21 protein-coding genes are annotated in these 26252 nt (G+C 69.2%); 10 read left to right on the top strand and 11 right to left on the bottom strand.

The genetic code is table 11. The annotated features are described in order from the left end of the window. Nucleotides 1–4 precede the first annotated feature (4 nt). The 9 genes from H4Q84_RS12065 to H4Q84_RS12025 form a co-directional block, all read right to left on the bottom strand. Nucleotides 5–802, bottom strand: a complete 798-nt coding sequence (locus H4Q84_RS12065) for a DUF1295 domain-containing protein (protein ID WP_248579343.1) — start codon at nucleotides 800–802, stop codon at nucleotides 5–7. Next, the gene (locus H4Q84_RS12060; protein ID WP_248579342.1) at nucleotides 799–2118 is read right to left on the bottom strand and encodes a cyclopropane-fatty-acyl-phospholipid synthase family protein; all 1320 of its coding nucleotides are present in this window, start codon (nucleotides 2116–2118) and stop codon (nucleotides 799–801) included. The genes H4Q84_RS12065 and H4Q84_RS12060 overlap by 4 nt, the downstream gene beginning before the upstream one ends. After that, nucleotides 2115–3389, bottom strand: coding sequence for a cyclopropane-fatty-acyl-phospholipid synthase family protein (locus tag H4Q84_RS12055; protein ID WP_248579341.1), 1275 nt, complete (start codon nucleotides 3387–3389; stop codon nucleotides 2115–2117). The genes H4Q84_RS12060 and H4Q84_RS12055 overlap by 4 nt, the downstream gene beginning before the upstream one ends. Beyond that, a complete protein-coding gene (locus tag H4Q84_RS12050) occupies nucleotides 3386–5365 on the bottom strand; it encodes an FAD-dependent oxidoreductase (RefSeq protein ID WP_248579340.1) in 1980 nt (659 codons plus the stop codon). The genes H4Q84_RS12055 and H4Q84_RS12050 overlap by 4 nt, the downstream gene beginning before the upstream one ends. Continuing rightward, a complete protein-coding gene (locus H4Q84_RS12045; RefSeq protein WP_248579339.1) occupies nucleotides 5362–6078 on the bottom strand; it encodes an anti-sigma factor in 717 nt (238 codons plus the stop codon). Before H4Q84_RS12045 ends, H4Q84_RS12050 begins: the two co-directional genes overlap by 4 nt. Beyond that, nucleotides 6071–6673: an ECF RNA polymerase sigma factor SigK gene (gene sigK / locus H4Q84_RS12040; protein ID WP_248579338.1), complete on the bottom strand. Its 603-nt coding sequence runs from the start codon at nucleotides 6671–6673 to the stop codon at nucleotides 6071–6073. Before sigK ends, H4Q84_RS12045 begins: the two co-directional genes overlap by 8 nt. 22 nt (nucleotides 6674–6695) lie before the next feature. After that, nucleotides 6696–7364: a fasciclin domain-containing protein gene (locus H4Q84_RS12035; RefSeq protein ID WP_248579337.1), complete on the bottom strand. Its 669-nt coding sequence runs from the start codon at nucleotides 7362–7364 to the stop codon at nucleotides 6696–6698. 76 nt (nucleotides 7365–7440) lie between these two features. Further along, nucleotides 7441–8970, bottom strand: coding sequence for a molybdopterin-dependent oxidoreductase (locus H4Q84_RS12030; RefSeq protein WP_248579336.1), 1530 nt, complete (start codon nucleotides 8968–8970; stop codon nucleotides 7441–7443). Nucleotides 8971–9122: 152 nt separating this feature from the next. Next, nucleotides 9123–10124, bottom strand: a complete 1002-nt coding sequence (locus H4Q84_RS12025; protein ID WP_248579335.1) for a type IV toxin-antitoxin system AbiEi family antitoxin domain-containing protein — start codon at nucleotides 10122–10124, stop codon at nucleotides 9123–9125. 201 nt (nucleotides 10125–10325) lie between these two features. On the opposite strand from H4Q84_RS12025, the gene H4Q84_RS12020 reads away from it, so the two are divergent. The 5 genes from H4Q84_RS12020 to H4Q84_RS12000 all read left to right on the top strand — a co-directional run bounded on the left by H4Q84_RS12020 (nucleotide 10326) and on the right by H4Q84_RS12000 (nucleotide 17461). Continuing rightward, on the top strand, nucleotides 10326–11081 hold the full coding sequence (locus tag H4Q84_RS12020) for an enoyl-CoA hydratase-related protein (RefSeq protein ID WP_248579334.1): 756 nt from the start codon (nucleotides 10326–10328) through the stop codon (nucleotides 11079–11081). Between the two features lie 65 nt (nucleotides 11082–11146). Further along, the gene (locus tag H4Q84_RS12015) at nucleotides 11147–13324 is read left to right on the top strand and encodes a UvrD-helicase domain-containing protein (protein ID WP_248579333.1); all 2178 of its coding nucleotides are present in this window, start codon (nucleotides 11147–11149) and stop codon (nucleotides 13322–13324) included. 144 nt (nucleotides 13325–13468) lie between these two features. Beyond that, nucleotides 13469–15196: a hypothetical protein gene (locus H4Q84_RS12010; protein ID WP_248579332.1), complete on the top strand. Its 1728-nt coding sequence runs from the start codon at nucleotides 13469–13471 to the stop codon at nucleotides 15194–15196. Nucleotides 15197–15242: 46 nt separating this feature from the next. Then, complete coding sequence (locus H4Q84_RS12005) at nucleotides 15243–16400, top strand: glycosyltransferase (protein WP_248579331.1); 1158 nt, start codon at nucleotides 15243–15245, stop codon at nucleotides 16398–16400. Beyond that, a complete protein-coding gene (locus H4Q84_RS12000; RefSeq protein ID WP_248579330.1) occupies nucleotides 16397–17461 on the top strand; it encodes a class I SAM-dependent methyltransferase in 1065 nt (354 codons plus the stop codon). Before H4Q84_RS12005 ends, H4Q84_RS12000 begins: the two co-directional genes overlap by 4 nt. On the opposite strand, the gene H4Q84_RS11995 is transcribed toward H4Q84_RS12000, so the two are convergent. Next, nucleotides 17447–19009: a DUF2142 domain-containing protein gene (locus tag H4Q84_RS11995; RefSeq protein WP_248579329.1), complete on the bottom strand. Its 1563-nt coding sequence runs from the start codon at nucleotides 19007–19009 to the stop codon at nucleotides 17447–17449. The two genes, H4Q84_RS12000 and H4Q84_RS11995, sit on opposite strands and share 15 nt — an antisense overlap. Nucleotides 19010–19241: 232 nt before the next feature. Between H4Q84_RS11995 and H4Q84_RS11990 the strand changes: the two genes are divergently transcribed. After that, nucleotides 19242–20171: a glycosyltransferase gene (locus H4Q84_RS11990; protein ID WP_248579328.1), complete on the top strand. Its 930-nt coding sequence runs from the start codon at nucleotides 19242–19244 to the stop codon at nucleotides 20169–20171. Here the strand turns inward: H4Q84_RS11990 and H4Q84_RS11985 are convergent. Then, entirely contained in the window at nucleotides 20168–20914 is a 747-nt protein-coding gene (locus H4Q84_RS11985) for a class I SAM-dependent methyltransferase (protein ID WP_282580234.1), read from the bottom strand. The genes H4Q84_RS11990 and H4Q84_RS11985 overlap by 4 nt on opposite strands. A 176-nt stretch (nucleotides 20915–21090) precedes the next feature. On the opposite strand from H4Q84_RS11985, the gene H4Q84_RS11980 reads away from it, so the two are divergent. The 4 genes from H4Q84_RS11980 (at nucleotide 21091) to H4Q84_RS11965 (ending at nucleotide 26169) form a co-directional block, all read left to right on the top strand. After that, the gene (locus tag H4Q84_RS11980; RefSeq protein WP_248579326.1) at nucleotides 21091–21885 is read left to right on the top strand and encodes a glycosyltransferase family 2 protein; all 795 of its coding nucleotides are present in this window, start codon (nucleotides 21091–21093) and stop codon (nucleotides 21883–21885) included. Further along, the gene (locus H4Q84_RS11975) at nucleotides 21882–22298 is read left to right on the top strand and encodes a DUF2304 domain-containing protein (protein WP_248579325.1); all 417 of its coding nucleotides are present in this window, start codon (nucleotides 21882–21884) and stop codon (nucleotides 22296–22298) included. Before H4Q84_RS11980 ends, H4Q84_RS11975 begins: the two co-directional genes overlap by 4 nt. 99 nt (nucleotides 22299–22397) lie before the next feature. Further along, nucleotides 22398–24338: an anthranilate synthase family protein gene (locus H4Q84_RS11970; RefSeq protein ID WP_248579324.1), complete on the top strand. Its 1941-nt coding sequence runs from the start codon at nucleotides 22398–22400 to the stop codon at nucleotides 24336–24338. A gap of 88 nt (nucleotides 24339–24426) precedes the next feature. Further along, on the top strand, nucleotides 24427–26169 hold the full coding sequence (locus tag H4Q84_RS11965) for a sulfatase-like hydrolase/transferase (protein ID WP_248579323.1): 1743 nt from the start codon (nucleotides 24427–24429) through the stop codon (nucleotides 26167–26169). Nucleotides 26170–26252 lie beyond the last annotated feature (83 nt).

The following is a 26252-nucleotide window of genomic DNA, read 5'->3' as shown; positions in this document are numbered from 1 at the left end:
GAAGTCAGCGCTTGCTCGGAGGCAGCGGGAAGAACATCGACGTGCGCCCGGCGTACTCGGGATAGCCAGGACGCTGCATCATCGAGCGCTCGAGCAGCCGCGCGCCGGTGGCGTACATCAGGAAGTACGTCATCGCGAGCGGCGAGACCACCGCGAGCAGGCCGGGCAGCAAGCCGGAAGCCAGCGCGCCGGTGAGCCACAGCCCCCACCACACGCACGCGTCGCCGAAGTAGTTGGGGTGACGGGTCCAGCCCCACAGGCCGCGGTCCATGACGGGCGGTCGGTCGGGGTCCTTCTTGTACCCCGCGAGCTGGGCGTCGCCCACTGACTCGAAGACCAGGCCGATCGCCCAGACGGCGACACCGACCCACACCAGCGGAGACCACTCGACATCGAGGGCGGCACCGATGGCGACCGGCACCGAGATGAGGGCCATCGCGACGCCCTGCACGACGAAGACCTTGCGTACGACGAGGGCCATGCCGACCTCGGCGAGCGAGCCGCCGAGCAGCTTCTCGTAGCGGGGGTCCTCGCCCTCACCGACGGCGCGCTTGCGGATGTGCCAGGCCAGGCGCAGGCCCCACGCGGCGACCATCGCGACGAGCAGCCAGCGGCGTCCGGTGTCACCCGAGTCGAGCAGCTGGCCGACGACGCCCGTGACGAGGGCGACGAGCACGAAACCCGCGCCCCACGCGACATCCACGACCGCGACCCGGCCCTGAGCCTTCGCGGCGAGGGCGGCGAGCACCATGACGAGGGCGGCGGTCAGCAGACCGGCCAGCAGGGTCCAGACGACACTCACCGCGTGCGCACCGGCGCGAGCGTGTGCGCGGCGCCGGGGCGGACCATCAGGATCTGGTCGACGCCCATGCGGCCGTCGCGGAACGCCATGGCACCACCCACGAGGTAGAGCCGCCAGACGCGCACCTGCTCCTCGCCGACCATCGCGGTCAGCCGGGGCGCGGCGGCCTCGAAGCGCTCCAGCCAGCCCGCGACCGTGGCGACGTAGTGCTCGCGCAGCGCGTGCACGTCGCGCACCTCGAGGCCACCGGCCTCGAGGAACGCCACGGTCTCGCCGACCGGTCGCATATGCATGTCGGGGGCGATGAAGCTCTCGATGAACGGACCACCACCGGGGTAGCGGCCGCCACCCCTTCCGTGCCGCGACATCTGCTGGATCAGCACGCGACCGCCGGGCTTGACGCGGTCGTGCAGCACCGACGCGTAGGTCGGATAGTTGGCCTCGCCGACGTGCTCGCCCATCTCGAGCGAGGCGACGGCGTCGAACGTGCCCGGCACGTCGCGGTAGTCCTGCAGCCGAATCTCGACCCGGTCGCCCAGCCCGCGCTCGGCGATGCGGGCGTCGATGAACGCCTTCTGCTCCTTGGCGATCGTGACGCCGGTGACCTTTGCGCCGAAGTGCTCGGCGGCGTGCAGAGAGAGTGAGCCCCAGCCGCAGCCGACGTCGAGGAGCGTCATGCCGGCTTCGAGACCGATCTTTCGGCAGACCAGGTCGAGCTTGTCGCGCTGCGCGTCCTGAAGTGTGTACGACGCCTCGTCGGAGGTGAAGTAGGCACACGAGTAGGCCATCTGCTCGTCGAGGATGGCGGCGTAGAACTCGTTGGAGAAGTCGTAGTGGTGGCTGATCGCCGCCCGGTCGCGCAGCTTGCTGTGCAACCGGCCCCGCACCCGTGCCTGGCTGGCCGGCGGTGCCGGGGGCCGGCCGAGTGCGCCGACGCCGTACGCCGCGCGGGCCGCGGCAGCAAGGGTGGACGGCGTGGGGCGGATGCCGCTGAGGTCGCGCTCGGCGATGACGTCCCACACGTGGGTCAGCGCCGCGTCCAGGTCCCAGCCATCTTCTTCAGCGACGTCGATCTCGCCGCTGACGTAGGCCTGCGCGGCACCGAGCTCGCCCGGGTGCCACAGGAGACGTCGTACGGCGTCGCGGGAGCGCAGCCGCACCACGGGTGCGTCGACCGGGCCGGCGGCCGAGCCGTCCCAGGCCTCCAGCCGGACCGGCAGGTCGCTGCCGACGAAGGGCGCGAGCGCGTCGGCGAGCCGCTGCGCGACGCCGCCGCCTGCGCGGTGGGTCGAGGTCGTCTGGCCGGTGAGCGTCACGACTGCTCCTCGGGTCGGGTGAGGATCAGCTGGGCCACGTCGAGGTAGCCCGAGGCGAACCCGGCGCGGGAGTACTCGAGGTAGAAGTGCCACATCCGGACGAACGTCTCGTCGAAGCCGAGCGCGTGCACCTTCTCCACAGCCCCCATGAAGCTGTCGTCCCACTGTCGGAGGGTCTCGGCATAGTGCTTCCCGAAGGACAGCCGGTCGGTGACCCGCAGCGAGGTGTGCGTGCGGGTGACGTCCTCGATCGCATCGACAGAAGGGAGGAACCCGCCAGGGAAGATGTACTTGTTGATCCACGTGTAGGAGCCCTGGGTGGCCAGCATCCGGTCGTGGGGCATCGTGATCGCCTGGATCCCGACCCGTCCGCCGGGCGCGAGCACCTGGTCGATGGTGGAGAAGTACGACGGCCAGAACTCCGCGCCGACGGCCTCGATCATCTCCACCGAGACCACCGCGTCGAACTGCTCGGGGCTCTGGCCCAGGGTGCGGTAGTCACGTAGCTCCACCGAGACCTGGTCGCTGAAACCGGCTGCGGTGACGCGGTCGCGGGCAAGCTGCTGCTGCTCCACCGACAGCGTGATCGAGGTGACGTGCGCGCCCCGGCGGGCCGCGCGGATCGCGAGCTCGCCCCAGCCGGTGCCGATCTCGAGGACCCTGCTGCCCGCGGTGACGCCGGTGCAGTCGAGCAACCGCTCGATCTTGCGTTCCTGCGCCTCGGCGAGGTCGAGGGGTGCCCGTAGACCGGGCTCGAACAGGCCGGACGAGTAGCTCATCGTCGGGTCCAAGAAGAGCGCGAACAGCTCGTTGGAAAGGTCGTAGTGGTGCGCGATGTTGTCCTGCGAGTTGTCCTCGGTCGGGCGGTGCTTCGAGGGTGGGCGCAGGCTGACGAGCTTGCGCAGCTTCTGCAGCGGCTCGGGCACGAGCGTGGCCATCCGCTCCGCGAGCACCGTCAGGAAGCCAGCCAGGTCGGGTGCGTCCCAGGCGCCGGTGAGGAAGGCCTCGCCGAAGCCGATGAGTCCGTCGCGCCCGATGCGCGCGAACATCTCGTCGGGGCGGTGCACGGTCATCTCGGGGCCGCCGCGACCGAGCGCGGGGCCACCGTCGCCGATGTGCACCGTGACGTCGAGGCGCTTGACGGCGGCAGTGAACAGCGCGCGGGCGACGGGGGCGGCCACGACGTTGCGGGTGCCGGACGGCACCAGCGTGAGTCCGGGCCAGGTGTCGGCTGCGGGTGGAGCGGTGGGACGAGCGGGAGTCAGGGTCATCGCGTGACTCCTTCTTGATGGTGTGCGGGGCGAGTTCGGATGGGCAGGCGTCGCGCCCAGAGCACGATGCCGTGGGCCCGGATCAGCGCCGACCCGGTGAGCGCGGCCGAGGCCGCCCGCCACGGCCTGGTGTGAGTACGACGTCCGTCGAGGCGCGCGCTGAACACGGCATCGCCTTCAGGGCCGGAGTCTGAGTGCAGCGTGACCGAGATGTTCAGCCGCTCGCCGGGCAGCGGCACGGCGAGCTCGTAGTGGCCGTCGGTGCCGTGGAACGGCGAGACGTACATCTGCTTGTCGGTGGTGGCGCGACCGTGGGCGTCCGGGTGGACGACGTACGCGTGCCGGTCGCCGTAGGTGTTGTGCACCTCGACGACGGTGGCCAGCGGCTTGCCGTCGGCGCCGTGGCACCAGTGGACGGAGATCGGGTTGAAGCAGTAGCCGAACGCTCGCGGCAGCGCGGCCATCAGGATCCGGCCGCCGGTGGCGTCGATGCCTTCGCGTTCGAGCAGCCGCTCGACGTTGGCACGGATCGACAGGTCGGGCTCGCCGAGGTGGTCGCGCGCCTCGAACCGCGCCAGGACACCGTGGTCGGGCAGCGCGTCGAGGTCGACCAGCCACATGTGCGAGCGGTTGGTGAAGACGCGCTTCCACGGCTTGCGACGGGTGTGGGTGATCGTGGTCGCGTAGACCGCGTTGCCCACCGGGGGAGTGGGCTCGTCCCCCCAGCTGAAGCCGAGGCGCTCGGCCGCAGCCAGGCCGGATCGCGCGCCGTCCTCGTGGAATCCCCAGCCGTGGTAGGCGCCGGCGAAGGCCAGCCGGTCGGTGGCGATCTCGGGCAGTCGCTCGCGCGCGGCCACCGAGGTCGGGGTGTAGAGCGGGTGGGAGTACTCGCGCCGGGCGATCACGGTCTCGGGGTCGACCAGGTCGTCCCCACCGAGCGTGACGAGGTAGTGGGTGTCGGTCGCGAGCCGCTGCAGGCGGGTCAGGTCGTAGGTCACCGTCACGAGGCCGTTCGACGTGGTCGGCCGGCGGAAGTTCCACGACGCGCGCGCACCCTCGGCACGGGGGAGCAGCGACTGGTCGGTGTGCAGCAGCGCGGTGTTGGCGCTGTAGGGCAGCGCCCCGAGCACGTCGCGTTGCTCGGCGGTCGGGTCGGCCAGCATCGCCAGCGCCTGGTCGGGATGGGTGGCGATCACGCACGCGTCGTACGTCGTGAGCTCGCCGTTGCCGTCGACCACCTCGACACCCGTGGCGGTCTCGGCGACCGAGGTGATCTTGGTGCCGGGGCGGACGTCGGTCAGCCCGGCGACGACCTTGTCGACGTACGCGCGAGAGCCGCCGGTGACGGTGCGCCAGGTCGGCGACCCGAAGACGCCGAGCATGCCGTGGTGCTCGAGGAACGTGAAGAAGTAGCGAGCTGGGTAGTCGAGTGCGACGTCGGGGTCGCACGACCACACGGCGGCGACGACCGGCTCCATGAAGTGGCGGCGGAAGTACGGCGAGAAGCAGCCGTCGTCGAGGAACGCCCCGAGGGTCTGCTCGCCACCAGCCCCGTCGGCGGCGAGCAGAGACTTCGCCCGGCGGTGGAACCGGGGAATCTCGGTGAGCATGCGCAGGTACGACGGCCGGCGTAGGTTTGCGGCGCTCGGGAACAACCCACGACGACCGAGCGCGCCGGCCCATTCGAGGCCGGTCGCGTCGTCACCGACCGACAGCGACATCTCCGACGGCTGGGTGGCGACGCCGAGCTCGCGGAAGAGACGGAGCAGCGTGGGGTAGGTGCGCTCGTTGTGCACGATGAAGCCCGTGTCGATCGAGAGACCGTCCACGTCGTGGGTGTCGGCGTGGCCACCGATCCGCTCATCGGCCTCGTAGAGCGTGACCTCAGCCGTACGCGACGCGACGTGCGCGGCCAGCAAGCCCGCAACTCCGGACCCGACGACCGCTACGCGGCGCCGGGATGGGGCGGTGTTCACGCCGAGGTCTCGCTGAACTCGAACATGGCGAGCGCGGGCTGGGTCGGCACCTTGGAGCCGCCAGCCGGCTCGAGCGTGATGCCGACACCGGTCGCCTGGGTGGCGTCACCCTCGAGGACCACCGTGTTGTCGCTGCCCGGGGGCATCAGCCCGGCCGGGAAGAGCCGGCCCTTGTCGTTGCGGAGCCACAGCTCGTAGACCTTGCCGGTCGGCGGCGCTGCCATGCCCTGGGTGACCACGACCGCGCGGCCCTGGCTCTTGGAGCGGACGACGGTGGCCTTGGCCTGGTCGATCTTGAGGGAGACCTGCTCGGCGTCGGGCGCCTGGAGCACCCGGTCGGCCGCACTCAGGGTCACCGACGGGTTGTCGGCGGGGTCGTTCCAGGGCTGCCACGTCGCGCCGACACCGGCGACGATCACGACCGCCGCGGCGGCCGCCAGAAAGGGAGCCCACCGCCGACGTCGTTCGTGCGAGGTGGAGACGAGGGGCGGCAGCGGCCGCACGGTCGCGATGTCGGACAGCACGAAGTCGCGCAGTGACGCGGGCGGGACGACGGGGGTCGCGGACGCGAGCATGGAGGCGGTGGCACGGAGGCCGTCGACCTCGGCGCGACAGTCATCGCAGGCGGTGAGGTGCTCCTCGAAGCGAGCCCGCTCCAGGTCATCGACTGCGTCGACGGCGTAGGCGCCCACGAGGGCGTGGATGTCACTCATGTCCCACTCCCATGGTGTCGCGCAGCCGGATGAGTCCGTCTCGGATGCGGGTCTTGGCGGTGCCCACAGGCAGATCGAGCATCGTGGCCACCTCCGTGTGTGTGTATCCGCCGAAGTAGGCAAGCTCGATGGCGGTGCGCTGTGCTGTTGTCAGGTCGGCCATGGCCTGCCTGACGCGCTGGCCTTCGATCACTGCCGCCGCCGACTCGGCGGTGGTGTCGTGGGCGACAGTGTGGTTGGTCTGGTGGTACGAGGTGTCTCTGCGACTTGCGGCTTCTGCGGACCTGACCCGATCGACTCCCTTGCGGTGAGAGATCGTGAGGAGCCACGAGATCGCGCTGCCCCTCGCGGCGTCGAACCGGGAGGCCGTGCGCCAGGTCTCGAGGAAGACTTCTTGCGTGACTTCCTGGGCCTGAGCCGGATCGCGGACCACCCGGAGCACGAGTCCGTAGACCCGGGCCGAGGTGGCGTCGTACAGCTCTGCGAACGCTGCTTGGTCCCCGCGAGAGGAGCGGCGCAGCAGCTCGCCGAGGTCTGGCGCGTCCGTGCCGTCCGATGACGTGCCACCGGAGGGCACGGACGCGAGACCAGACATGCGAGTCATTCTGCCTGAAGGATCAGGAAGGCATGAGCACGGAGTCGACGATGTACACCGTGGCGTTCGCAGTCGGGACGTTGCCGCAGATGACGTTGGCCATGTTGCCGCCGCCAGCGTCGACGGTGAACGCGTCGCCGCTGCCTTCAACCGTGACGGTGTCCTTGTTGAGGGTGTCGTGGTCGCCGGCCAGGGTCTCCGGGGTGAGCGCGCCACCGACGACGTGGTGGGTCAGGATCTGCGTGAGCAGGGCCTTGTCCGCCAGCACGGCCTTCAGGTCCTTCTTCGGGAGCTTGGCGAAGGCGTCGTCGGTCGGAGCGAAGACGGTGATGTCCTCGGCCGAGTTCAGGGTGTCGACGAGGCCGGCCTTGGTGACGGCCGCGACGAGCGTCTTGAGGAGCGGGTTGGCCGAGGCCGCGTTGGCGACAGGCTCGGTGGCCATGCCATCGAACGAACCGTCACCGTCGGGGGGAACGGCTGCGCAGCCTTCACCGAAGACCTGAGCAGCAGCGCCTTCTGCTGCGGGCTCGCTCGAGGGCTCCTCGGGCGTCGGCTCGGCCGGGGCCGAGCTCTCGGCGTCGGTGCCGGAGTCGGCAGCGGTGTCGTCGCCGCCGCAGGCGCTGAGGCCCAGCGACAGGGTCAGAGCGAGGGTGGCGAGGGAGCCACCCGTACGGAGAGTGGTGCGCTTCATGATGAAACCTTTCGATGAGTTGTGCCTTGCTGCGGTGACGACAGGGATTCGGTGCAGTCTTCGTAACGGATTGGATCTACTCGACGAAGATCGTGACCTCCTGGATGCCGCTGGCTCCCGAGGGGAACGGCGTCGCCCGGGCAGCCGTCTGGACCTCGCCGTCCTGGGTGGTCGCGCGGACCGAGAGCATGTGCGTGCCATTGGGGGCGTCCCACGGCAGGTACCATTGGCGCCAGTAGTCGAGGTTGACCTCCGGGCCGAGCTCGGCCGGCTGCCAGGCGCCGCCGTCGATGCGGACCTCGACGGTCTTGATGCCACGCGTTTGCGCCCACGCCACGCCACCGATCGCCGTCTTGCCGGGCTTGAGGCGCGCCAGCGGCTTGGGGGTGTCGATGCGGCTGGACACCTTGATCGGTGCGTCGGTGGCCCAGTCACGCTCGGTCCAGTACGCCGTCTGCTCGGCGTACGTCGTCAGCGTGAGCTTGGTGAGCCACTTGGTGGCGCCGACGAAGCCGTAGATGCCGGGGGTGATCAGCCGGCACGGGAGGCCGTGCTCGCGGGGGAGCGGCTCGCCGTTCATGCCGATGACGACCATCATGTTGCGGCCGTCGGTGGCCAGCTCGAGCGGCGTGGAGATGGTGAAGCCGTCGACATCGGTCGAGAGGATCTGGTCGGCCTTGCTTCCGACACCCGCCTGGTCGAGCAGCGTGGTGATCGGGACGCCCAGCCAGCGCGCGGCGCCGATGTACTTGCCGCCGACGTCGTTGCTGACGCACGTCATGGTGATGTCGTGCTCCTCGAGCGACATCTTCATCAGGTCGTCGAAGCTGAACGTGAGCTCCTTGTCGACGTCACCGTCGATAGTGAGCGACCAGGAGTCGACGTCGACGATCGGCACGGTGAGCCGGGTGTCGACGCGGTAGAACTTGCTGTTCGAGGTGCTCAGCGGGGTGATCTCGGCGTACTGGTCCTCGAGGCCAACGGGCAGCGCCTTGGCCCTCTTTGCCGCCAGGGGCAGCTTGATGTCGCCGATCCTGCTGCGCGCGCGGGTGATCCACTCGCCTGCTCCGCCGATGACACCGACCGCGACCGCGACCGCGGCCATGCCGAGAATGCCACGGCGCGAGAGGCGCGGGCCGGTCTTGGCCTCGGCGGACGCAGTCCTGGTTCGGAAGATCAGCGCAAGCGTCAGCACTCCGACGATCGCGGCGACCACGGCGGGGATGACATCGGTGATGGTCGCGGTCGGGCGGGCCAGTGCAGCGGCGCCGGCGAGAGCGGTGAGTACGACGAGCAGCGCCGCGCCGAGCGGGAACCTGCGGCGGGCGAGGATGCCGGCGATGCCGGCCAGAACCAGGGTGCCCGCGAACACCGAGCCGATCAGGATCGGCTTGTCGGCGGTGCCGAAGTTGCTGACCGCCCATTCCTTGACCGGGGTCGGCGTCAGGTCGATGACGGTGGACCCGATGGAGACCACCGGGCTCGTCGCCGGGTCGGTGAGGGCCGCGGTGAGGTGCGCGGCTGCCAGCCCGGCCAGCGTGGCGAGGACGCCACCAGCGGCGCCAGGGATGCCCGTTCTCAGGGCGGTGCGCAGTCGATCGGCCATGCAGGTTGTTCGTCGCGGAGGGCCTCTCGGATTGCGGCTTGTAACGCGGAGTTAGGGCGTCTGGGCGCCCGGTCTGCGGGTATCCCAGTCGCCCTAACTCCGCGTTACATGAAATTTCGGCGGCAGCCCGAACAACGCCAAGGAGTGTTGGGTCAGCCGGCGACGCGGTACGCCGCGAGGTCGGAGATGTCGGTGCCGAACAGGCGGCACGTGGCGGCGTACTCACGTGCGAGCCGGGCCCTCGTGGCGTCCCAGCGCGGCGGCATCAGCTCCGACCAGACGACGCGCGAGACGCCGAGCCGGTGGGCTGCGATCCAGTCCTGACGCAGCTTCTCCTGCCAGACCACGCCCGACGCGTCGTCGTCGGCCAGGCCACCGCGCTCGGGCGGTTCGTACTTCACCTGACCGTCGAACTCGAAGATGTGGCGACCGAGCCTCACGTCGCAGAAGACCGTGCGGGCGCTGCCGGTGAGGCCGAACTGGGCTTGCGGTCTGCCTTGGCCGAGCTCGTGGACCATCAGCCGCACCAGGGACTCGCCCGCGCCGTCGGCCTTGGCGTCCGCCAGACCGATCGCGTGTCGCGCGGTCCTGACGCCTGGCCAGCAGGTCATCGGCTCGATCGCCCGGCGCAGGTCGGCGTGGCTGGCGCCGAGCCGGAGCGCCGCGTCGCATGCCACCAAGCCCGCGCGCACGCCGGAGTAGCGGGCGACGTCGGCCGCCGTACGAGCCGGGTCGAGCACCGCGAACCCGTTGCGCTCGACCACCTGGTTGTCATGGAAGACGGCCTTGTGGTGCACGACGCCGTTGCGGCGCCGGCTACCCAGGACACCGGGCCGGGTGACGTGCGGCAGGAATGGCTCGCGCAGCAGCACCGGCATCCCGTGTTCGAGTGCGGCCGACTCGTGCGAGAGGACATGGTCGGTCCACATGTTGAGGCTCGCCGCCCGGGAGAGCTGGCGGCAACGGTCGCTGCGGTGGCGCAGGGTGGACCAGTCGGCAGCCCTGGCATAGACGCCGCGGCGTACGCGCACCCACTCGCCACTGCGCACCAGCGCATTCACGTCGGCTGGATCGAGCCCAGCCGACATCGCGGCGGTATGCGTGATGAGTCCGTGATGGCCGGGCAGCACGGCCGGCAACATGTCGAGGCGCATGCCTCACCCTGCGTCGTACGGCGGACCCGCTGCTGGGAGACGGACGGTCCCTGTGGACGACGGCCGGATCGGGCTTCCTGTGGATGCCTATCGGTCCGTCAAGCTTCCATGTAACGCGGAGTTAGGACGACTGGGCGCCCGGTCTGCGGGGGTCCCAGTTGACTTAACTCCGCGTTACATGGGTGTGGCGGGGCTGACAAGATGGCCACCATGACCGCGCTCGTGCAGTACGACGTCACCGGGCCCCGCGCCACGATCACCCTCGACTCCCCGCACAACCGCAACGCGTTGTCGCGGCAGCTGGTGAGCGAGCTCTTCGGCTTCCTCGAGCAGGCGGCCGCGGACGACGAGGTGCGGGTGGTGCTGGTCCGCAGCGGCGGGAAGGTGTTCTGCTCGGGCGCCGACCTGTCGGAGGCGACCGCCGACGGCATGGAGGAAGGGGCGCGGCGCATCGTCGAGCTCCAGCGGCTCGTCGTCACCATGGACAAGCCGGTCGTCACGGCCAACCTGGGCGCGGTCCGCGCCGGCGGCATCGGCATCGTCGCGGCCGCCGACATCGCGATCAGCGCCGAGGAGGCGACGTTCGCGCTCACCGAGGTCAAGCTCGGGCTGGCCGCCGCGATCATCAGCCTGACCGTGCACCACCGCATGCACCCGCGGGCCGCCGCGCTGACCACGCTGGGCGGTGAGATCTTCAGCGGCACCGAGGCCGCGGTGTACGGGCTGGTCACGAAGGCCGTGCCTGCCGACGACCTCGAAGCTGAGGTCGACCGGGTCTGCGAGAGCCTCGCCACTGGGGCGGCGCAGGGGCTGCGCGAGTCCAAGCGCATCCTCAACGCCGACCTCGTCGCCCGCATCGACGAGCGGGGCGCCGAGATGGCCACACTCAGCGCCAGGCTGTTCGCGTCCGACGAGGCTCGCGAGGCGATGACGGCGTTCTTGTCCCGGAAGCGATAGACGAAAGCCGTGACGGGTAGAGTTCTTCTCTTGCCAGTTCTCGTCAAGTGTTGGGGGAAGCGGAGTTGGCCGATCAGCTCGAGCAGCGTGAGATCGCTGCCGAACAGGCATTCGTCGACCGGGTCTACGTCCAGCTGGAGCGCTCCGCCGTCGCGGCTGCCCAGCTCGCGACGGAGGGTCACGGTCGCGCCCACCTCGGGCACGAGGGCGGGCTCGTCGAGCGCGACGCGATGGTGTTCCAGGCTGCGCGCCGGATCGCCCAGCTCGACGCCGCCCACGAGGGGCTGGTCTTCGGCCGCCTCGACCTCGACCCGGGTTTCGACCCCGAGCCCCGCTACATCGGCCGCATCGGGCTGCGCGACGACCAGCGCGACTCGATCCTGATCGACTGGCGCGCCCCGGCCGCCGCGGTGTTCTACCAGGCCACCGCCGCCGAGCCGCAGCAAGTCGTCCGACGCCGCGTGCTGCGGTCCGACCACCGCACCGTCGTCGGGGTCGAGGACGAGCTGCTCGACGCCGAGCACCCCGCCGCCGCCGACCTGCCCGTGGTCGGCGAGGGCGCGCTGATGGCCCAGCTCTCCCGGGCTCGCGACCGCTCGATGCACTCCATCGTGGCCACCATCCAGGCCGAGCAGGACAAGGCGATCCGCGCACCGGGCCGGGGCGTGACCTCGATCTCCGGTGGTCCCGGCACCGGCAAGACAGTCGTCGCGCTGCACCGGGCGGCGTACCTCCTCTACTCCGACCGGCGCCGCTACGAAGGCGGCGGCGTGCTCGTCGTCGGCCCCAGCGGCGTCTTCATGCGCTACATCGAGCGGGTGCTGCCCAGCCTCGGCGAGACCGCCGTAGCACTGCGCAGCCTCGGCGAGGTCGTCAACGGCGTGCGCGCCACCCGCCACGACGAGCCGGCCGTCGCCGACGTCAAGGGCTCCGCTCGCATGGCCGAGCTGCTGCGTCGTACGGCGCGGCAACAGGCCCCCAACAGCCCGCGCGAGTTCTCGGTGTTCTGGCGCGACGACCGCATCAGGCTCGACCAGGCCAGCCTCGGCCGGGTCCGTCGCAAGCTGATGACGCAGGGCCGGCGCAACCGCCAGCTCTCCCGCGTGGCGCCCAGCCTCCTCGACGCGATGTGGCGCCAGGTGCGCGGCGAGCGCGGGCGTGAGCGCGGTCGCGAGTACTTCGACGACGAGATGCTCTCCAACCAGGCGTTCGTCGACTTCGCCGTCTCCTGGTGGCCGCCGCTCGATGCGATGACGGTGCTCGGCTGGCTCCGCGACCCCGAGGTCCTGGCGCGCGTCGGCGACGGCGTCGTCAGCGACGAGGACCAGCGCTTGCTCTCGAAGTCGTGGGCGACTGATGGCCTCAGCGTCGAGGACGTGCCGTTGCTCGACGAGCTGCGCTACGCCATCGGCGACGTGCCCCAGCAGCAGAACGAGGACGAGGACACCCTCACCGCAGCCCAGGGTGGCGTCGACCTGCAGGAGCTCACCACGGCAGCCGACCGCGAGTACGCCCCGAGCGGCCGGTCGTGGGCTCCGCCCACCCACCGCATCGAGGACGACGGCTACGCCCACGTGCTCATCGACGAGGCGCAGGACCTCACGCCGATGCAGTGGCGGATGCTCGGCCGTCGCGGCCGCGGCGCCAGCTGGACCATCGTCGGCGACCCCGCGCAGTCGTCGTGGCCGGTGCCCGAGGAGTCCGCACAGGCCCGCGCCGAGGCGCTCGAGGGCAAGGCGCTCCACGAGTTCCACCTCTCCACCAACTACCGCAACTCCGCCGAGATCTACGAGTACGCCGCGGCGTACGCCCGTCGAGTCGGGCTCGACGCCGACCTGCCGACCGCGGTCCGCTCGACCGGGGTGGCGCCACGCGAGGTGTCCGGTGCCGACGACCTCGAAGGGGTCGCTCGCGAGGCAGTGGCCGACGTCGCGGGCCGGGTCGCCGGCACCGTCGCGGTCGTCGTACCCGTCGCCCGGCGCAGCGAGGTCAACGCCTGGCTGGCCGGCTGGTCCGAGTTCGCCGACGACGCGGCCGGTGCTCGTGCCGCGGTCGACTCGTCGGTCACGCCCAGCGGCGACGACCGCATCGTCGTGCTGACCGGCGTCGACACGAAGGGACTCGAGTTCGACGGCATCGTGGTCGTGCGGCCTGCGGAGATCGAGGCAGAGTCCGCGACCGGGCGCGCCACCCTGTACGTCGCACTCACGCGCGCCACGCAGCTGCTGACGACGGTCACCTGACGAATCGGACTTGGAGGGCCGCAACCGCGGTGGCATACAGTGGTTGGGTGCCGTGCGCACGACTCCCCGGAGCCGGCCACGGCGTTGCCATGCCCGCACTCTTCCGGAGCCCACATGCCTCAGCAGGATCCCCGCCGGGATGCCATGACGGACCGCGAGCTGCTCGCCGCATCCGAGCTGTTCGACGAGGAGTTCTACCTCGCCACCTACCCCGACGTGGCAGCCGCCGGCATCGACCCCACCGGGCACTACCTGCAGTCGGGAGCCCGTGAGGGACGCGACCCGTCGGCCGAGTTCTCGACGACCGCCTACTGGAAGCGTTACCCCGACGTCCAGGCCACTGGCTGGAACCCGCTGGTTCATTTCCTGCGGGAGGGGGAGGCCGAAGGGCGCCTGCTGAATCCCTTCCTCGACGACGTCCGGATCATCCGGGAGTCCGGACTCTTCGACGACGCCTACTACCGCCACTTCCGCCCCGACGTGCCCGACGACGTCGAGCCGCTGCACCACTTCCTTGCGCACGGCGCCGACGAGGGTTTCGACCCGGGCGAGGGATTCTCGACCTCCGATTACGTGCGACAGCACCCCGACATCATCACGACGGGGTTGAACCCGCTCATCCACTACCTGCGCCACGGTCGTGCCGAGGGACGGTCGACCACGGGTGGCCGGCCCCTGTATCCCGAGTTCCGCACCCTGTACGACGAGCGCTGGAGCGACATTGGCGCCTTCCCGGTGCTGCGCGTCACCGGCGTCGGACCCCGGGTCACGGTGCTGACCGACAGCGTGGCGGCCTCCAGCCTCTTCGGTGGTGTCGGCACCGCGCTCATCTTGGGCATGCTCCTCGCCAACCGGTATGACGCGTCGTTGCGACTGGTCACCCGGCACGACTCGCCTGACCCCGGCGTGATCGCGTCGCTGGAGCGTGCCGCCGGGATCACGCTCCTCGGCGATGTCGAGATCGCTCACCTACCCCTCACCGGGCCGAAGCAGCCGCTGCTGATGGGCGAGCGCGAACTCGTGCTGACGACCTCGTGGTGGAGCACCCGCGCCGCGCTCGACAGCACGCTGTCGAAGGACGAGATCGTCTACCTTCTCCAGGAGGACGAGCGCATGTTCTACCCCTTCGGGGACGAGCGGCTGCTCTGCACGGAGACCCTCGACGACCCGGGCCTGACGACCGTCGTCAACACGCAACGACTGATGGACCACATGGTCGGCGACTTCCCGCGCCTGGACCGGGACGGGGTGTCGTTCGAGCCGGCCTTTCCAGCGCACGCGGCGTCGGCGCAGCCTCCGGCACGGGAGGGCAAGCGACGCTTCTTCTTCTACTCACGCCCACAGAACTCCCGCAATCTCTTCTGGCGCGGCGGTCTGGCGCTGTCCCGCGCGATCGAGGAGAACGTCCTCGACCCCGACGAGTGGGAGCTGCACTTCGTCGGCAGAGCCACACCTGACCTCTCTCTGCCCCGCGGGGTGCGTCCAGAGCTGCATGAGGGGCTGAGCTGGGCGGCCTATCAGGCGCTCGTCGGCTCCATGGATGCCGCGCTCGTGCTGATGGACACCCCCCACCCGTCGTACCCGCCGCTCGACCTGGCCGCCGCCGGCGCCGCCGTGCTGACCAATCGGCACCCCGGCAAGGAGGACCTGTCGGACGTCTCGGAGAACATCCTCGTCGCCGACCTCGGGCTGGAGACGCTCGTCGAGGGAGTGGCGCGGGCGGTGGCGCTGGGCCTGGACGACAATCAGCGCGCGGCCAACCGCGAGCGGGACTCGATCGGCCGCGACTGGACGGCGGCCATGGGTGCGGTTCTTGCTGAACTCGACGATCGCCTTCGAGGCCGACTCGGCGTCGGCGGCCATGTTCACTGATCTTCCCGAACTCCCTCCGCCCGCTCCTGCGCTTTGGTCGCACTCGATGAGCGAGCGGGTCGGCTGGATGATGCGCCGGCCTCGTCGCGTCGCTTGGATCTACCGGTCGCCGGACACCAGCACGTTTCGCTACCGCGTTTCCAACATCGTCGATGCGCTCAACAACGACCCCGACTGCGACATCGGGGCGGGCTGGTTCAGCGAGCTCGAGCTCGACTCCATGCACCACCTCATCGAGCGACTCGACGCCGTCGTGATCGTTCGCTACCCATGCAGTGGACCCCTGCTGCGACTGATGGACCGCGCCAGGCACTGTCGGGTCCCCTTGATCTTCGACAGCGACGACCTCGTGTTCGACCCCAAGTTCGCGCCGTTCGTCATGGACGCTATCGGTGTCGACGGGGAGGACTTCCGCAACTGGTCCCTGTGGCTGGCCTACATGGGGCAGCTCCAGCAGACCGTAAGCCGCTGCGATGCGGGCCTGACGACGGGCGTACCGCTCCAAGAGCGCATGGCGCCGTACTTCGACGAAGGTCGGGTGGCGCTGATCCCCAACTTCCTCAACCGCGACCAGGAGCGCTACTCGCGGGAGCTGCTCGACGCCAAGCGTGACAGCGGCTGGAAGCGCGACGGTGCCGTCACCGTGGGCTACTTCAGCGGCACCCCGACGCACGCGCGGGACTTTGCCGTGGTGTCTCCGGCGCTGCACCGTCTGCTGGTCGACGACCCGGAGGTCCGGCTGCGCGTTGTGGGTCGGCTGGACGTGCTCGGCGAGCTGGCCGATCTGCCCAGCGAGCGGGTCGACGTGATGCCCTTCATGGACTACGTGGCCCTTCAGCGGGCTATCGCGGGCGTCGAGGTCAACCTGGCGCCGTTGCAGCACCACGCGTTCACCGCGTGCAAGTCGGAGCTGAAGTACTTCGAGTCGGCGGCCGTCGGCAGCTGGACCATCGCCAGCTCGACGCCCGCGTTCACCGGAGCGATCGCCGACGGTCGGACCGGCCGGGTCGTCCGGGCACACGAGTGGGACGATGCGCTGCGCGAGTCCGTCGACCTGGCCCGAGACACCGCCGGCTACCAACAGCGGGCCGAAGAGTCGGCCGACGAGGTCTATCAGCGTTACGGCTGGGACCGTCAAGTCCAGACCATCGTCGAGGCGCTGACGACCACCGGTCTGGCAGAGGTCGGAAAGGGACGCCGATGACCCCCCTGCCGCAACATCCCGAGAGCATTGGGACACGTGCCGACGACTACATGGGCGCCTACTACGCCAGCCACTTGGGGGGAGACGAGTATGACTGGTCCTCGGAGTCCTGGCGTAGCTTCTTCACCCGCGCTGCGACACGGTTGGTGGCGCTGACAAGCGCTACCAACGTCCTGGACGTCGGGTGTGCCAAGGGGCTGCTGGTCCAGGCATTCGCAACGGTCGGAGCTGACGCCTCCGGGTTCGACCACTCCGCGCACGCGATCGAGTCGGCCCACCCCGACGTGCGCGCGAAGTTGTACGTCGCCTCAGCCACGGCGCCGATCGAGGGGCGATTCGACCTCGTCACGTGCGTCGAAGTCCTGGAGCACATGTCGCCGACCGATGCCGAGCTCGCCATCGACAGCATGTGTGCCGCCACGGACCTCATCCTATTCTCATCGACTCCCACAGACTTCGAAGAGCCCAGTCACGTCAATGTGCGGCCAACACCCGACTGGGCGGCATCCTTCGCCGAACGGGGGTTCTTCCGGCGCACCGACGTGAGCGTGGACTTCCTGACGGGATGGGCGCTCCTTCTCGAGCGCCACGACCTCACGCGGCGCGACGTCGTTCACCGCTACGAGTCCCAGTACGTCTCGTTGCACACCGAGGTGCTGGAGAAGCGGCTGGCCCTGCTGGAGTCCCACCGCCTGCTCGCGCAGAGCATGGTGGAAACCGATGGGTCCGAGGCCGATGCGGAGGTTCGGCTGCGTCACGATCTGGCTGATGCCACCGGGGAGAACGCTCGGCTGGATGGCGAGCTCGCCTACGAGCGGGAGCAGGCGGAGCTGCTGCGCGAGGACCTGGCCGCTCGAGAGGCGGACGTCGAGCGCCTGCAGCAGCAGCTCTCCAACACCGTCACGCGACTCAGGTCGAGGGCCCGACGAGTCCGCCAACTTCAGCGACGGCTACAGCGGCAACGTCGTCGTACTGTCTCGCTGCGTCGCCGGCTGAGGGCCGTGACGTCGTCGCGAACCTGGCGACTCCATGCCAGGGTCGCCCGCCTACTGCGCCGTTGAATCGTGCGCGTGTGCCAGGTCATCCCGATCGGCTACTGACGTGGCGTCCGCCTCTTCGAGTCGATCGCAGTCCGCTGAGTACCACGCCCACAACGTCAATACACACACCGCGGAGAACGCCAGGGACCCAATGAGCCACACACCGGTCGCAGGCAACGGGACGCCGGACCACCACCATTCGCGGTCGGCGTCCAGGTTGAGCCCTGTCACATCGAGCCCGGTCACGTAGCGGCGGATCTGGCGAGCAAGCGCCAAGGTGTGGCTGATGACCAGTGCCACCAGCAGGATTCCGGTCTGGGCCCTGGTGAGCCGCCACGAGTGTCCCGTCACCGGGCGAAGCAGGCACAGCCCTGTGAGAATGACCAGCAGGGGCAGGGCGTAGCGAGGCTGAAAGGCGCCGCCGACTGCCACCCCGGTGCTCCCCAGAACCACCAGTGGATACAGCACCAGGGCCGTCGCAACGGCACCTACCGCTATGGCCTTCGCGCGGGTGAGATGGCCCAAGGAGTCGAAGACCAGAGCCGCCCAAACGCTCACCCCGAGTGCGCCGACGGCGGCGGGGAAAGTTGTGTCCAGCCAGCCGGTCGCGCCCATCGGCCCGTATCCGAAGCCGCCAAAGAGCAGCACGGGAAGTTCGCGAGCATTCAGGAGAGCCAGATCAGTCCAAGGGACCGCCAAGGAATCAAGCGTGTCAACGCCATTGACCACAGTGGAGGCCTGCCCGGTGCCCAGGAAGAAGTAGCCCGAGAGCGCCAGGCACGCCAGGCCCACGCTGACGAGGGCGCGGTTGTGGCGCAACTCCGTGAACCGGAGGATGAACGCGACTGCCACCGCCACGACCGAGAAGAGGCATGCGTCGCTGCGGGCTCCAGAGCCGAGCAGCGCGGACAGGACAGCAAGACCTAGAAGCATTGCTCGGCGTCTGCCGGTGACCTCGACCGAGGCGTAGAGGGTCAGCCACAGCGTGGCCGCACTGACGATGGCCCAGCTGCTCGGATTGGTCGAGGCGAAGAGCGAGAGGCCAAGGGGGACGGACGTGATGACAATCGGGACCACCGCCACCACACGAAGGCGGGCTGGCACCAGCAGACCTACCAGACCGACCATTCCCACCGTCACCAACGAGTTGACCAAGCGCATCAGGACAACGGAGACCTCGTAGTCAGGGGTGAGGAAAAGATTCATGACCATGTAGAAGACCGGCGGATAGCCGCCGTTCCAGTTGCCGTGTGACGTGGGGACCTCTGCCACGAGTTCATCGTCGAATGACGTCTGGCAGCTCGCGCTCGCGGCGGCGTCGGGCGCGTAGCAGGAGCCTGCCAGAACCGGCAGTGGGACAAGCCGGCTCTCCGCGTCTCCAGCGACCGGAGCGCAGGTGGCGGTGGGCCCCTGGGCACACCAGATCGACGGAAGATGGTAGTCGTCGTCTGGCGACGAACTCGGTGGTGAGGCGAAACTCCAGGCGAACAGCGTGAGCAAGGACGCCGCGACCAGCGCCGCACCGAGCGCGAACGCGGGGACCCCCCTCGGTCGACGTGTTCGTGGCATGCGAGTTCCTCTGTGTGGTGTGCTGGGGCGCAGACAGGGTAATGGTGAGAGGTCTCTCGACCCGCTGTCGACCTCACCAGAATCGGATCGGGCTCAGTCCATGCCGACCCCTCTGCCGTCCCCGACTATCGTGACTGCGAACGCATCGCTGGTCGTTTCCCAGATGCTAGCCAGATCACCATGCAGTTCATCCCGACCCTACGAATCGCCCCTTCACCCCTCAAGGTCCGACTTGTCCCCAGCAATCACGTTCGCCATCCCCTACTACCGGGGCCGCGATTACCTGGTCGAGGCCATCGAGAGTGTCCGGGCGCAGTCTGCGGACGACTGGGAGCTCGTGGTGGTCGACGACGCAGGACCTGAACAGGCGGACGATCTCATCTCCGTCTATGACGACCCCAGGATGCGCTACGTGCGGCACGCCCAGAACGTCGGCATGACCAGGAACTGGAACGCCTGTCTCTCCCTTGCCCGCAGCCCTTTGGTCACGCTGCTCCACCAGGACGATCGATTGCTGCCGAGGTACGCCGAGCGGGTGCTGGAGGCCGCGCGGCGGTACCCGGGTGCCGCCGCGTACTTCACGGACGTGCGGGTCATCGGGGCAGCGGGAGACGCCGGTACAAGTGCGGCGGACCTGGCCAAGAAGCTTGCGCGCCGCCCGCGGCACGACTACGCGCTCGCAGGTGACGCGGGGCTGTCAGCGATCCTGGCCAACAACTACATCTACTGCCCGGCCCTGTGCCTGAATCGGGCCGTGGTCGGGCCCGACCCCTTCGACCCTCGATGGCTCATGGTGCAGGATCTCGATTTCACCACCCGTCAGATTCTGGCGGACCGCGCCTTGGTGAGCGTGCGTGAGGTGCTCTTCGAGTATCGCCGGCACGTCGGCAACCAGACGGAGGCATACACCCTCGACTCATCGCGATTCCGCGAGGAGGTCGAGCTCTATCGCTCTCTCGCGTTCGCTGCGCACGAGCGTGGCTGGAACAGGTCGGAGCGCTCCGCGCGTCGACGGTGGATGCTGCGTGGCCACCTGGTCCAGAAGGCGCTCGTGGATCTGGTCGAACGCCGGGGTCGCGGGGCACGACACAAGTTGGCGCTCCTCATCGCTGACTTGCGCGGGCGTCCAATCGCGGAGGGTGCCTCCCGGCGCGAGGGTTAGGCCGTGCGCTCTGCTCGCTGGCGTCCGGCCGAGCGCCGCAACAAGGTCAACCAATAGGGCATGACGATCCGCTGGTAGCGGTCCTCGTCGTGGACCAGTGCAGCGACGAGATATAGCGGGGCACGGATCACTCGGTGGGCCAATGGCAGAAATCGCCGGATCGCCTTCACGTCAGCGTCGCTGGGGAACTGTGCCGCGCTCGGCGCTCCGGCCCGAAAGCCGACGAAGTACAGGTCGAAGGTCGTCGGCATCGTCCACAACCGCCACTCGCTGAACCATGACGACAGAGGCAAGGTCTCGAAATCGGCGGCAACGAGATTTCGGTAGTAGTCCAGGCCCTCGGCCTGAGTGCCGGGAGAGTCAGTCAGGTCGCTTCTGCGAGTGCCGTGCTCTGGTCTTCCGTGGGATGCACACGTGAATGCCACCAGACCGCCCGGCTTGGTCATCCTGGACATGTTCTCGAAGGTGGCCCGCCAGTGCGGGTCGTGCTCGAAGCACTCGCCCGAAACGGCGATGTCGAAGGCGCCGTCCGGCTCGCTCAGTTCGTGCCCGAATCCGATGACGTCGACCCCGGGGCCAGGGGTCAGGTCGACGCCTACGTACTCACCCGCCGCCGCGAAGCCCTCGCGCATGGACCCATTGACGTCGTACGACCCGATCTCGAGGATCCTGGCGCCGGTGACGAGCCCCGTGTTGCGGCGAACGACGGCCTCAAAGAACGCGAGTTGCTCCGCGTGGCTCACAAGGCACCACCGACATCGTCAGGCCTGGCCCAGACTTCCATGACCTGCAGGCGAGGCGCGCGACATCTGGTTCGTGTGAGCATCGCGGCAGCATACGTCAAGATGCGGTCCTCAACTGGCGACCCGTCAGGGGCCTGACGAGCAGGCAAGAGCGTGTGGAACATATGATGCACCAGATGCCCAGCCTCTCATTCAATCTGTCTGACGTCCTCGTCATCGTGCCGGCGTGGAACGAGGAAGCCGCTCTCGCGGGGACTCTGAATGAGCTATGCCGCGCCCATCCGCATCTGCACATCCTGGTCATCGACGACGGCTCCACCGACGCAACGGCATCGGTCGGAATCGCCGCCGGTGTTCCCGTCGTTCGTCTTCCCTTCAACCTCGGTGTGGGTGGAGCCATGCGGGCCGGTTATCGCTATGCCGTGCGTCACGGCTATCAGGTCGCAGTGCAGATCGATGCAGACGGGCAGCACGATCCGGCTTACCTGGTGCCACTTCTGGCGGGGCTGGAGCATGCCGACATCGTGGTCGGTGCCCGGTTCGCCGGCGAGGGGGACTATTCGGTCCGCGGCCCTCGTCGCTGGGCTATGAAAATGCTGGCCGCCGTCCTGTCTCGGATGGCGGGCACACGTCTCACGGACGTCACGAGCGGGTTCCGTGCGGCAAACCTGCGAGCGACCACGGTCTTCGCGGCCCACTATCCCGCTGAGTACCTGGGCGACACTGTGGAGTCTCTGGTGATTGCCATGCGAGTCGGCTGTTCCGTGACCCAGGTGCCCGTCCGCATGCGCCCGCGCCAGGGAGGACAGGCAAGCCAGAGCCCGTTTCGTGCCGGTCTCTACCTCGTGCGTGCGGTGATGGCGCTCGGACTCGCCCTGGTGCGTCGGTGGCCCGCTGCCATCGAGGCAACGCCCCGAGGATTCCCTGCAGAACAACGCGCAGCCCCCTCGTATTCTGAGCTGGCGCCGTGACGGCGAACGTGGCGCTCGGCCTGTTCGGAGCCGCGGTCACGATCGTGGTGGTCTTCGAGATGCTGCGGCGGCGCCGCTTGCGAGAGAAGTACGCCGCCCTGTGGATTCTCGTGGCGATCGCCACGGTAGTTCTTGCTGTGGCACCTGGCCTGTTGGCATGGGTTGCCCAGCTCTTCGGCATTGCCGTTCCAGCCAACCTGCTCTTCTTTGGTGCGTGCATGTTGCTCCTGATCGTGAGCATGCAGCACAGCTACGAGATCGGACGGCTGGAGGAGCGCACCCAGACCCTGGCTGAAGAACTCGCGCTCCTACAGTTGGAGCAGGACGCCCAGCCCCGAGCGGCCCGCGAGCAGCAGGGAACGCTCGACGTTCCTTCGGAACGCCATGAGGACGACCAGCAGCCAGACGAGTGACCGCCGGGCCCTGCCCTCCTACCGGGACCGTTGAGACGCCTTGATCGGTTCGCGGACAGCCTGGCGGAGCCCAGGCTCTGACGGCCTAGGGTTTCGGGCATGACCGAGCCGCTCACTGCCCGTGCCGCGATCGAGGCGATCCAGGCGCACGAGGCGTGGGCGATCATCCGGCGCTCGACCCGCGCCGGTGATCGCGACACCGTCGGTGTCGTGGGCGGCGCCCGCCGGGTGGTCGAGTCGATCCTCGACGTACCCCTCGAGGAGGGTGTGCCTGCAGACGGGCACATCGCCGACCGGTTGCTGGCCGTGCCGTTCCGGCAGGTCCGCGAGCGGGGCTTCGAGGCTCACGACGACGGCACCCCGCTGGTCGTCGTCGACATCGAGTCGGAGCTGGAATTCTCGGTCGCCGAGGTGATCGACGCGATCGACGACGCCGGCGTGGAGTTCGCCGACCGGGGTGGCTTCGAGACCGACGACGACGAGTACGCCGAGCTCGTCGGCGCGATCATCCGCGACGAGATCGGGCAGGGTGAGGGCGCCAACCTCGTCATCGGACGGCACTACCGGGCCACCGTCGCCGACTGGGACGCCGGCAAGGCGCTCACGGTCTTCCGTCGGCTCCTCGAGCGCGAGCGCGGCGCCTACTGGACCTACGTCTTCTTCACCGGCGACCGCTACCTCATCGGCGCCAGCCCCGAGCGGCACGTGAGCATCCACGGCGGCGACGTCCGGATGAACCCCATCAGCGGCACGTTCCGGGTCTCGACAGGCTCGACCGGCGGACAGACCGGAGACCTCAGGACCCGACTGCTCGACTTCCTCCGCGACGAGAAGGAGATCTACGAGCTCTTCATGGTCGTCGACGAAGAGCTCAAGATGATGTGCGACATCTGCACCGAGGGCGGCCAGGTGCTCGGCCCGTTCCTCAAGCCGATGACCCACCTCGTGCACACCGAGTACCTCCTCGCCGGCCACACCACCCGTGACCCGCGCGAGGTGCTGCGCGACACGATGTACGCCGCCACCGTGACGGGCTCGCCGGTGGAGAACGCGTGTCGGCTGATCAAGCAGTACGAGTCGGTCGGCCGCGGCTACTACGGCGCCGCGCTCGCGATCCTCGGCCGTGACTCTGCCGGCGGGCCTGTGGTCGACAGCCCGATCGTGATCCGCACGGCCGACGTCGGACTCGACGGCAGCCTCACCGTCACCGCAGGAGCGACGCTTGTGCGCGACTCCGTCGCGGCGTACGAGGTCGCGGAGACCCATGCCAAGGCCGGCGGCATCCTCAGCGCGTTCGGGCTGGTGCCCGCGGCGCCCACCCCGAGCGTGAACATCGCGGAGCTCGTCAACGACGAGGATGTGCTGCTCGCGCTGAACGCCCGCAACCGGCGGCTCAGCAGGTTCTGGCTGACCGACCAGGCCGGCGCCCCGCCCGACCCGTCGCTCGCCGGCCAGCGGGTGGGCATCCTCGACGGCGAGGATGACTTCGTGAACATGCTGCGCCACGTCCTCGGCGTGCTCGGACTCACCAGCGAGGTGATCCGGCACGACGCGTACGTCGACGGCGCGCTCGACGACTTCGACCTGGTCGTGGTCGGACCCGGGCCGGGAGACCCGCGCGACGACGCCGACCCGAAGATGCAGCGGATGCGGGCGGCCGTCGACCGGCTGCTCGAGCGCGGCCAGCCGTTCCTCGCGGTATGCCTGGGTCATCAGGCGCTCTGCCACCGGCTCGGCATCCCGCTCGACTTCAAGGACATCGTGTTCCAGGGCACCCAGTCACCGGTCGGGATCGACGGCCGGGTCGAGCGGGTCGGCTTCTACAACACGTTCGTCGCCAAGACGGGTGGGCCGCTGCCCGAGGGGGTCAGCGTCGAGGCCGACGAGGCGACCGGCGACATCCACCTGGTGCGGGGGCCGCACTACCGAGGCATCCAGTTCCACGCCGAGTCGATCCTCACCGAGCACGGTCGCGACCTCATCCACGACCTGGTCCGGGACCTCGTCGGCGCGCCCATCGCGCCTCCCTCTCGAAACTGATCCAAAATAGTTCGGGTTCGGTGGCAACCTCTTCGGGGTTCGCCGCGTCTACTTGTGTGGAGACCGGTTTCGAGGGGGACACCGCAACATGCGACGTCACGGGGGCATCGCAGCGCTGATCGGCCTGACGGCCGGCTCGGCGTTGCTTGCGGGTTGCGGCATGGTCGGGGTTCGCCCCGAATCGGCCGTTGATCCCTCTCGACCGGTCTCCGACCAGTCCCATGCGCAGGCTGTCGCTGCCAGGACGGAGCAGGCTCCGCGCGCGCAAGCCCTCGCCGAGCGCCCCAGCATCGTGTTCGTGCTGATGGACGACTTCTCCATGGACCTGCTCCAGACGATGAAGGGTGCACGCCGGCTGGCGCGCAAGGGCGCGTCGTACCCCGACTCCTACGTCGTCGACTCGCTGTGCTGCGTCTCGCGCAGCAGCATCTTCACCGGGCAGTACCCCCACCAGACCGGTGTGCGCACCAACACCGCCGCCGGCCCCACGACGTCGGGGCCGACGGGTGGCTGGGAGGCGTTCGACACCTACGGCAACGGCGAGCGCAGCTTCAACGTCGGGCTTCAGGACGCCGGCTACGCCACCGGCTTCGTCGGCAAGTACCTCAACGAGTACGAGTACGTGCCCGGCCGCAAGCCCGTGCCGCCGGTGCCGCCGGGCTGGTCGCAGTTCAACGTCGTCTTCGGGTCTGCCTACGACGGGTGGGGCTTCGACAGCACGACGATCACCGAGGGACAGCTGCGGCTGGTTTCCCACCCTGCCCCGCCGATCGGGTCGACGGCCGAGGTGCTCGACGACGCGTACGCCGGCGAGATCGTCGAGGACTACGCGCTCGACTTCATCCGCGCCCACCGCGACGAGTCGTCGCCGTACTTCCTCGAGGTGGCGCCGTACGCCACCCACAGCCGAGTCAACGCCGAGGGCGCCTACCCGGGCGACCCGCTCTTCCCGCCGATGTTCCGCGACCGCGCGGGCGGCGGCAAGGCCGACGGCAACTGTGGCGTCCCGTGCGGCAAGCTGACCACCGCCGACCTGTCCGGCTTCGGCGACAACCGCGCCGACAACCGGCCGCGGCGCCGCAACGGCAAGCCCGCGACCGCATGGAACACCCTGCCCGACCGGCTGTCGACCGCGGCGTACGTCGACTCGTTGCGCTCGCGGGCGCAGATGGCGCAGTCGGTCGACCGCACCTTGCGCAAGATCATCAAGGCCGTGGGCGACGACACCTACGTCGTGCTCACCTCCGACAACGGCTTCCACCTCGGTCAGCTCGGCCTCGGTCGCGGCAAGGGCACGGCCTACGACACCGACGTGCGCGTGCCGTTGATCATCTCCGGGCCCGGCGTCGACCCCGGCAAGCGCGATGAGCTGACCAACAACATCGACCTGGCGCCGACGTTCGAGGACCTTGCGGGGGTGAAGTCGCCGCGCTACCGCTCCGGCAGCTCGCTGGTGCCGTCGCTGAAGAACTCGGGCTCCGTCGAGCGCAACTTCGTGTTCTTCGAGCACACCTCGGCCACGAACGGCAGCGACCCCGACCAGGCGTTCACAGGCGACGAGCTGAGCCGCATCCCGTCGTACGTCGCGGTGCGCAGCCGCACCGGCCTGCTGATCAGCTATGACCTCGACCCCAGCGCCGGCGGCATCGAGCGCGGCTTCGAGTTCTACTCCTACAAGAAGCGGTCGTGGGAGAAGAAGAACGACTTCGCCACGCCGCGCTTCCAGCCCGAGGTCGACGTGTTGATGGGCAAGCTGAAGGCGTTCGATCGGTGTGCCACAGCGACCCGGGGTGCGGCTGTCAGCTCGTCCTGCCGCGACCTGACCCGCTGACGTCCGCTGGTCGAGGCTCGTCCCTTCGAGGCTCGCAAGCTCGCACCTCAGGACAAGCGCTGGCGCTCCTCGCACCTCAACCA

Origin of the sequence: Nocardioides sp. InS609-2 (assembly GCF_023208195.1) — a bacterium.
GTDB lineage: Bacteria > Actinomycetota > Actinomycetes > Propionibacteriales > Nocardioidaceae > Nocardioides.
Note: the sequence above shows the minus strand (reverse complement) of the source record. Positions and strands in the feature narration are given on the sequence as shown.

Excerpts from the sequence above, each read along its gene's own strand:
- H4Q84_RS12055 (WP_248579341.1), bottom strand. The coding sequence starts at position 3,389 with ATGACCCTGACTCCCGCTCGTCCCACCGCTCCACCCGCAGCCGACACC.
- H4Q84_RS12045 (WP_248579339.1), bottom strand. The coding sequence starts at position 6,078 with ATGAGTGACATCCACGCCCTCGTGGGCGCCTACGCCGTCGACGCAGTC.
- sigK (WP_248579338.1), bottom strand. The coding sequence starts at position 6,673 with ATGTCTGGTCTCGCGTCCGTGCCCTCCGGTGGCACGTCATCGGACGGC.
- H4Q84_RS12035 (WP_248579337.1), bottom strand. The coding sequence starts at position 7,364 with ATGAAGCGCACCACTCTCCGTACGGGTGGCTCCCTCGCCACCCTCGCT.
- H4Q84_RS12030 (WP_248579336.1), bottom strand. The coding sequence starts at position 8,970 with ATGGCCGATCGACTGCGCACCGCCCTGAGAACGGGCATCCCTGGCGCC.
- H4Q84_RS12025 (WP_248579335.1), bottom strand. The coding sequence starts at position 10,124 with ATGCGCCTCGACATGTTGCCGGCCGTGCTGCCCGGCCATCACGGACTC.
- H4Q84_RS12020 (WP_248579334.1), top strand. The coding sequence starts at position 10,326 with ATGGCCACCATGACCGCGCTCGTGCAGTACGACGTCACCGGGCCCCGC.
- H4Q84_RS12010 (WP_248579332.1), top strand. The coding sequence starts at position 13,469 with ATGACGGACCGCGAGCTGCTCGCCGCATCCGAGCTGTTCGACGAGGAG.
- H4Q84_RS12005 (WP_248579331.1), top strand. The coding sequence starts at position 15,243 with ATGAGCGAGCGGGTCGGCTGGATGATGCGCCGGCCTCGTCGCGTCGCT.
- H4Q84_RS12000 (WP_248579330.1), top strand. The coding sequence starts at position 16,397 with ATGACCCCCCTGCCGCAACATCCCGAGAGCATTGGGACACGTGCCGAC.
- H4Q84_RS11995 (WP_248579329.1), bottom strand. The coding sequence starts at position 19,009 with ATGCCACGAACACGTCGACCGAGGGGGGTCCCCGCGTTCGCGCTCGGT.
- H4Q84_RS11980 (WP_248579326.1), top strand. The coding sequence starts at position 21,091 with ATGCCCAGCCTCTCATTCAATCTGTCTGACGTCCTCGTCATCGTGCCG.
- H4Q84_RS11970 (WP_248579324.1), top strand. The coding sequence starts at position 22,398 with ATGACCGAGCCGCTCACTGCCCGTGCCGCGATCGAGGCGATCCAGGCG.
- H4Q84_RS11965 (WP_248579323.1), top strand. The coding sequence starts at position 24,427 with ATGCGACGTCACGGGGGCATCGCAGCGCTGATCGGCCTGACGGCCGGC.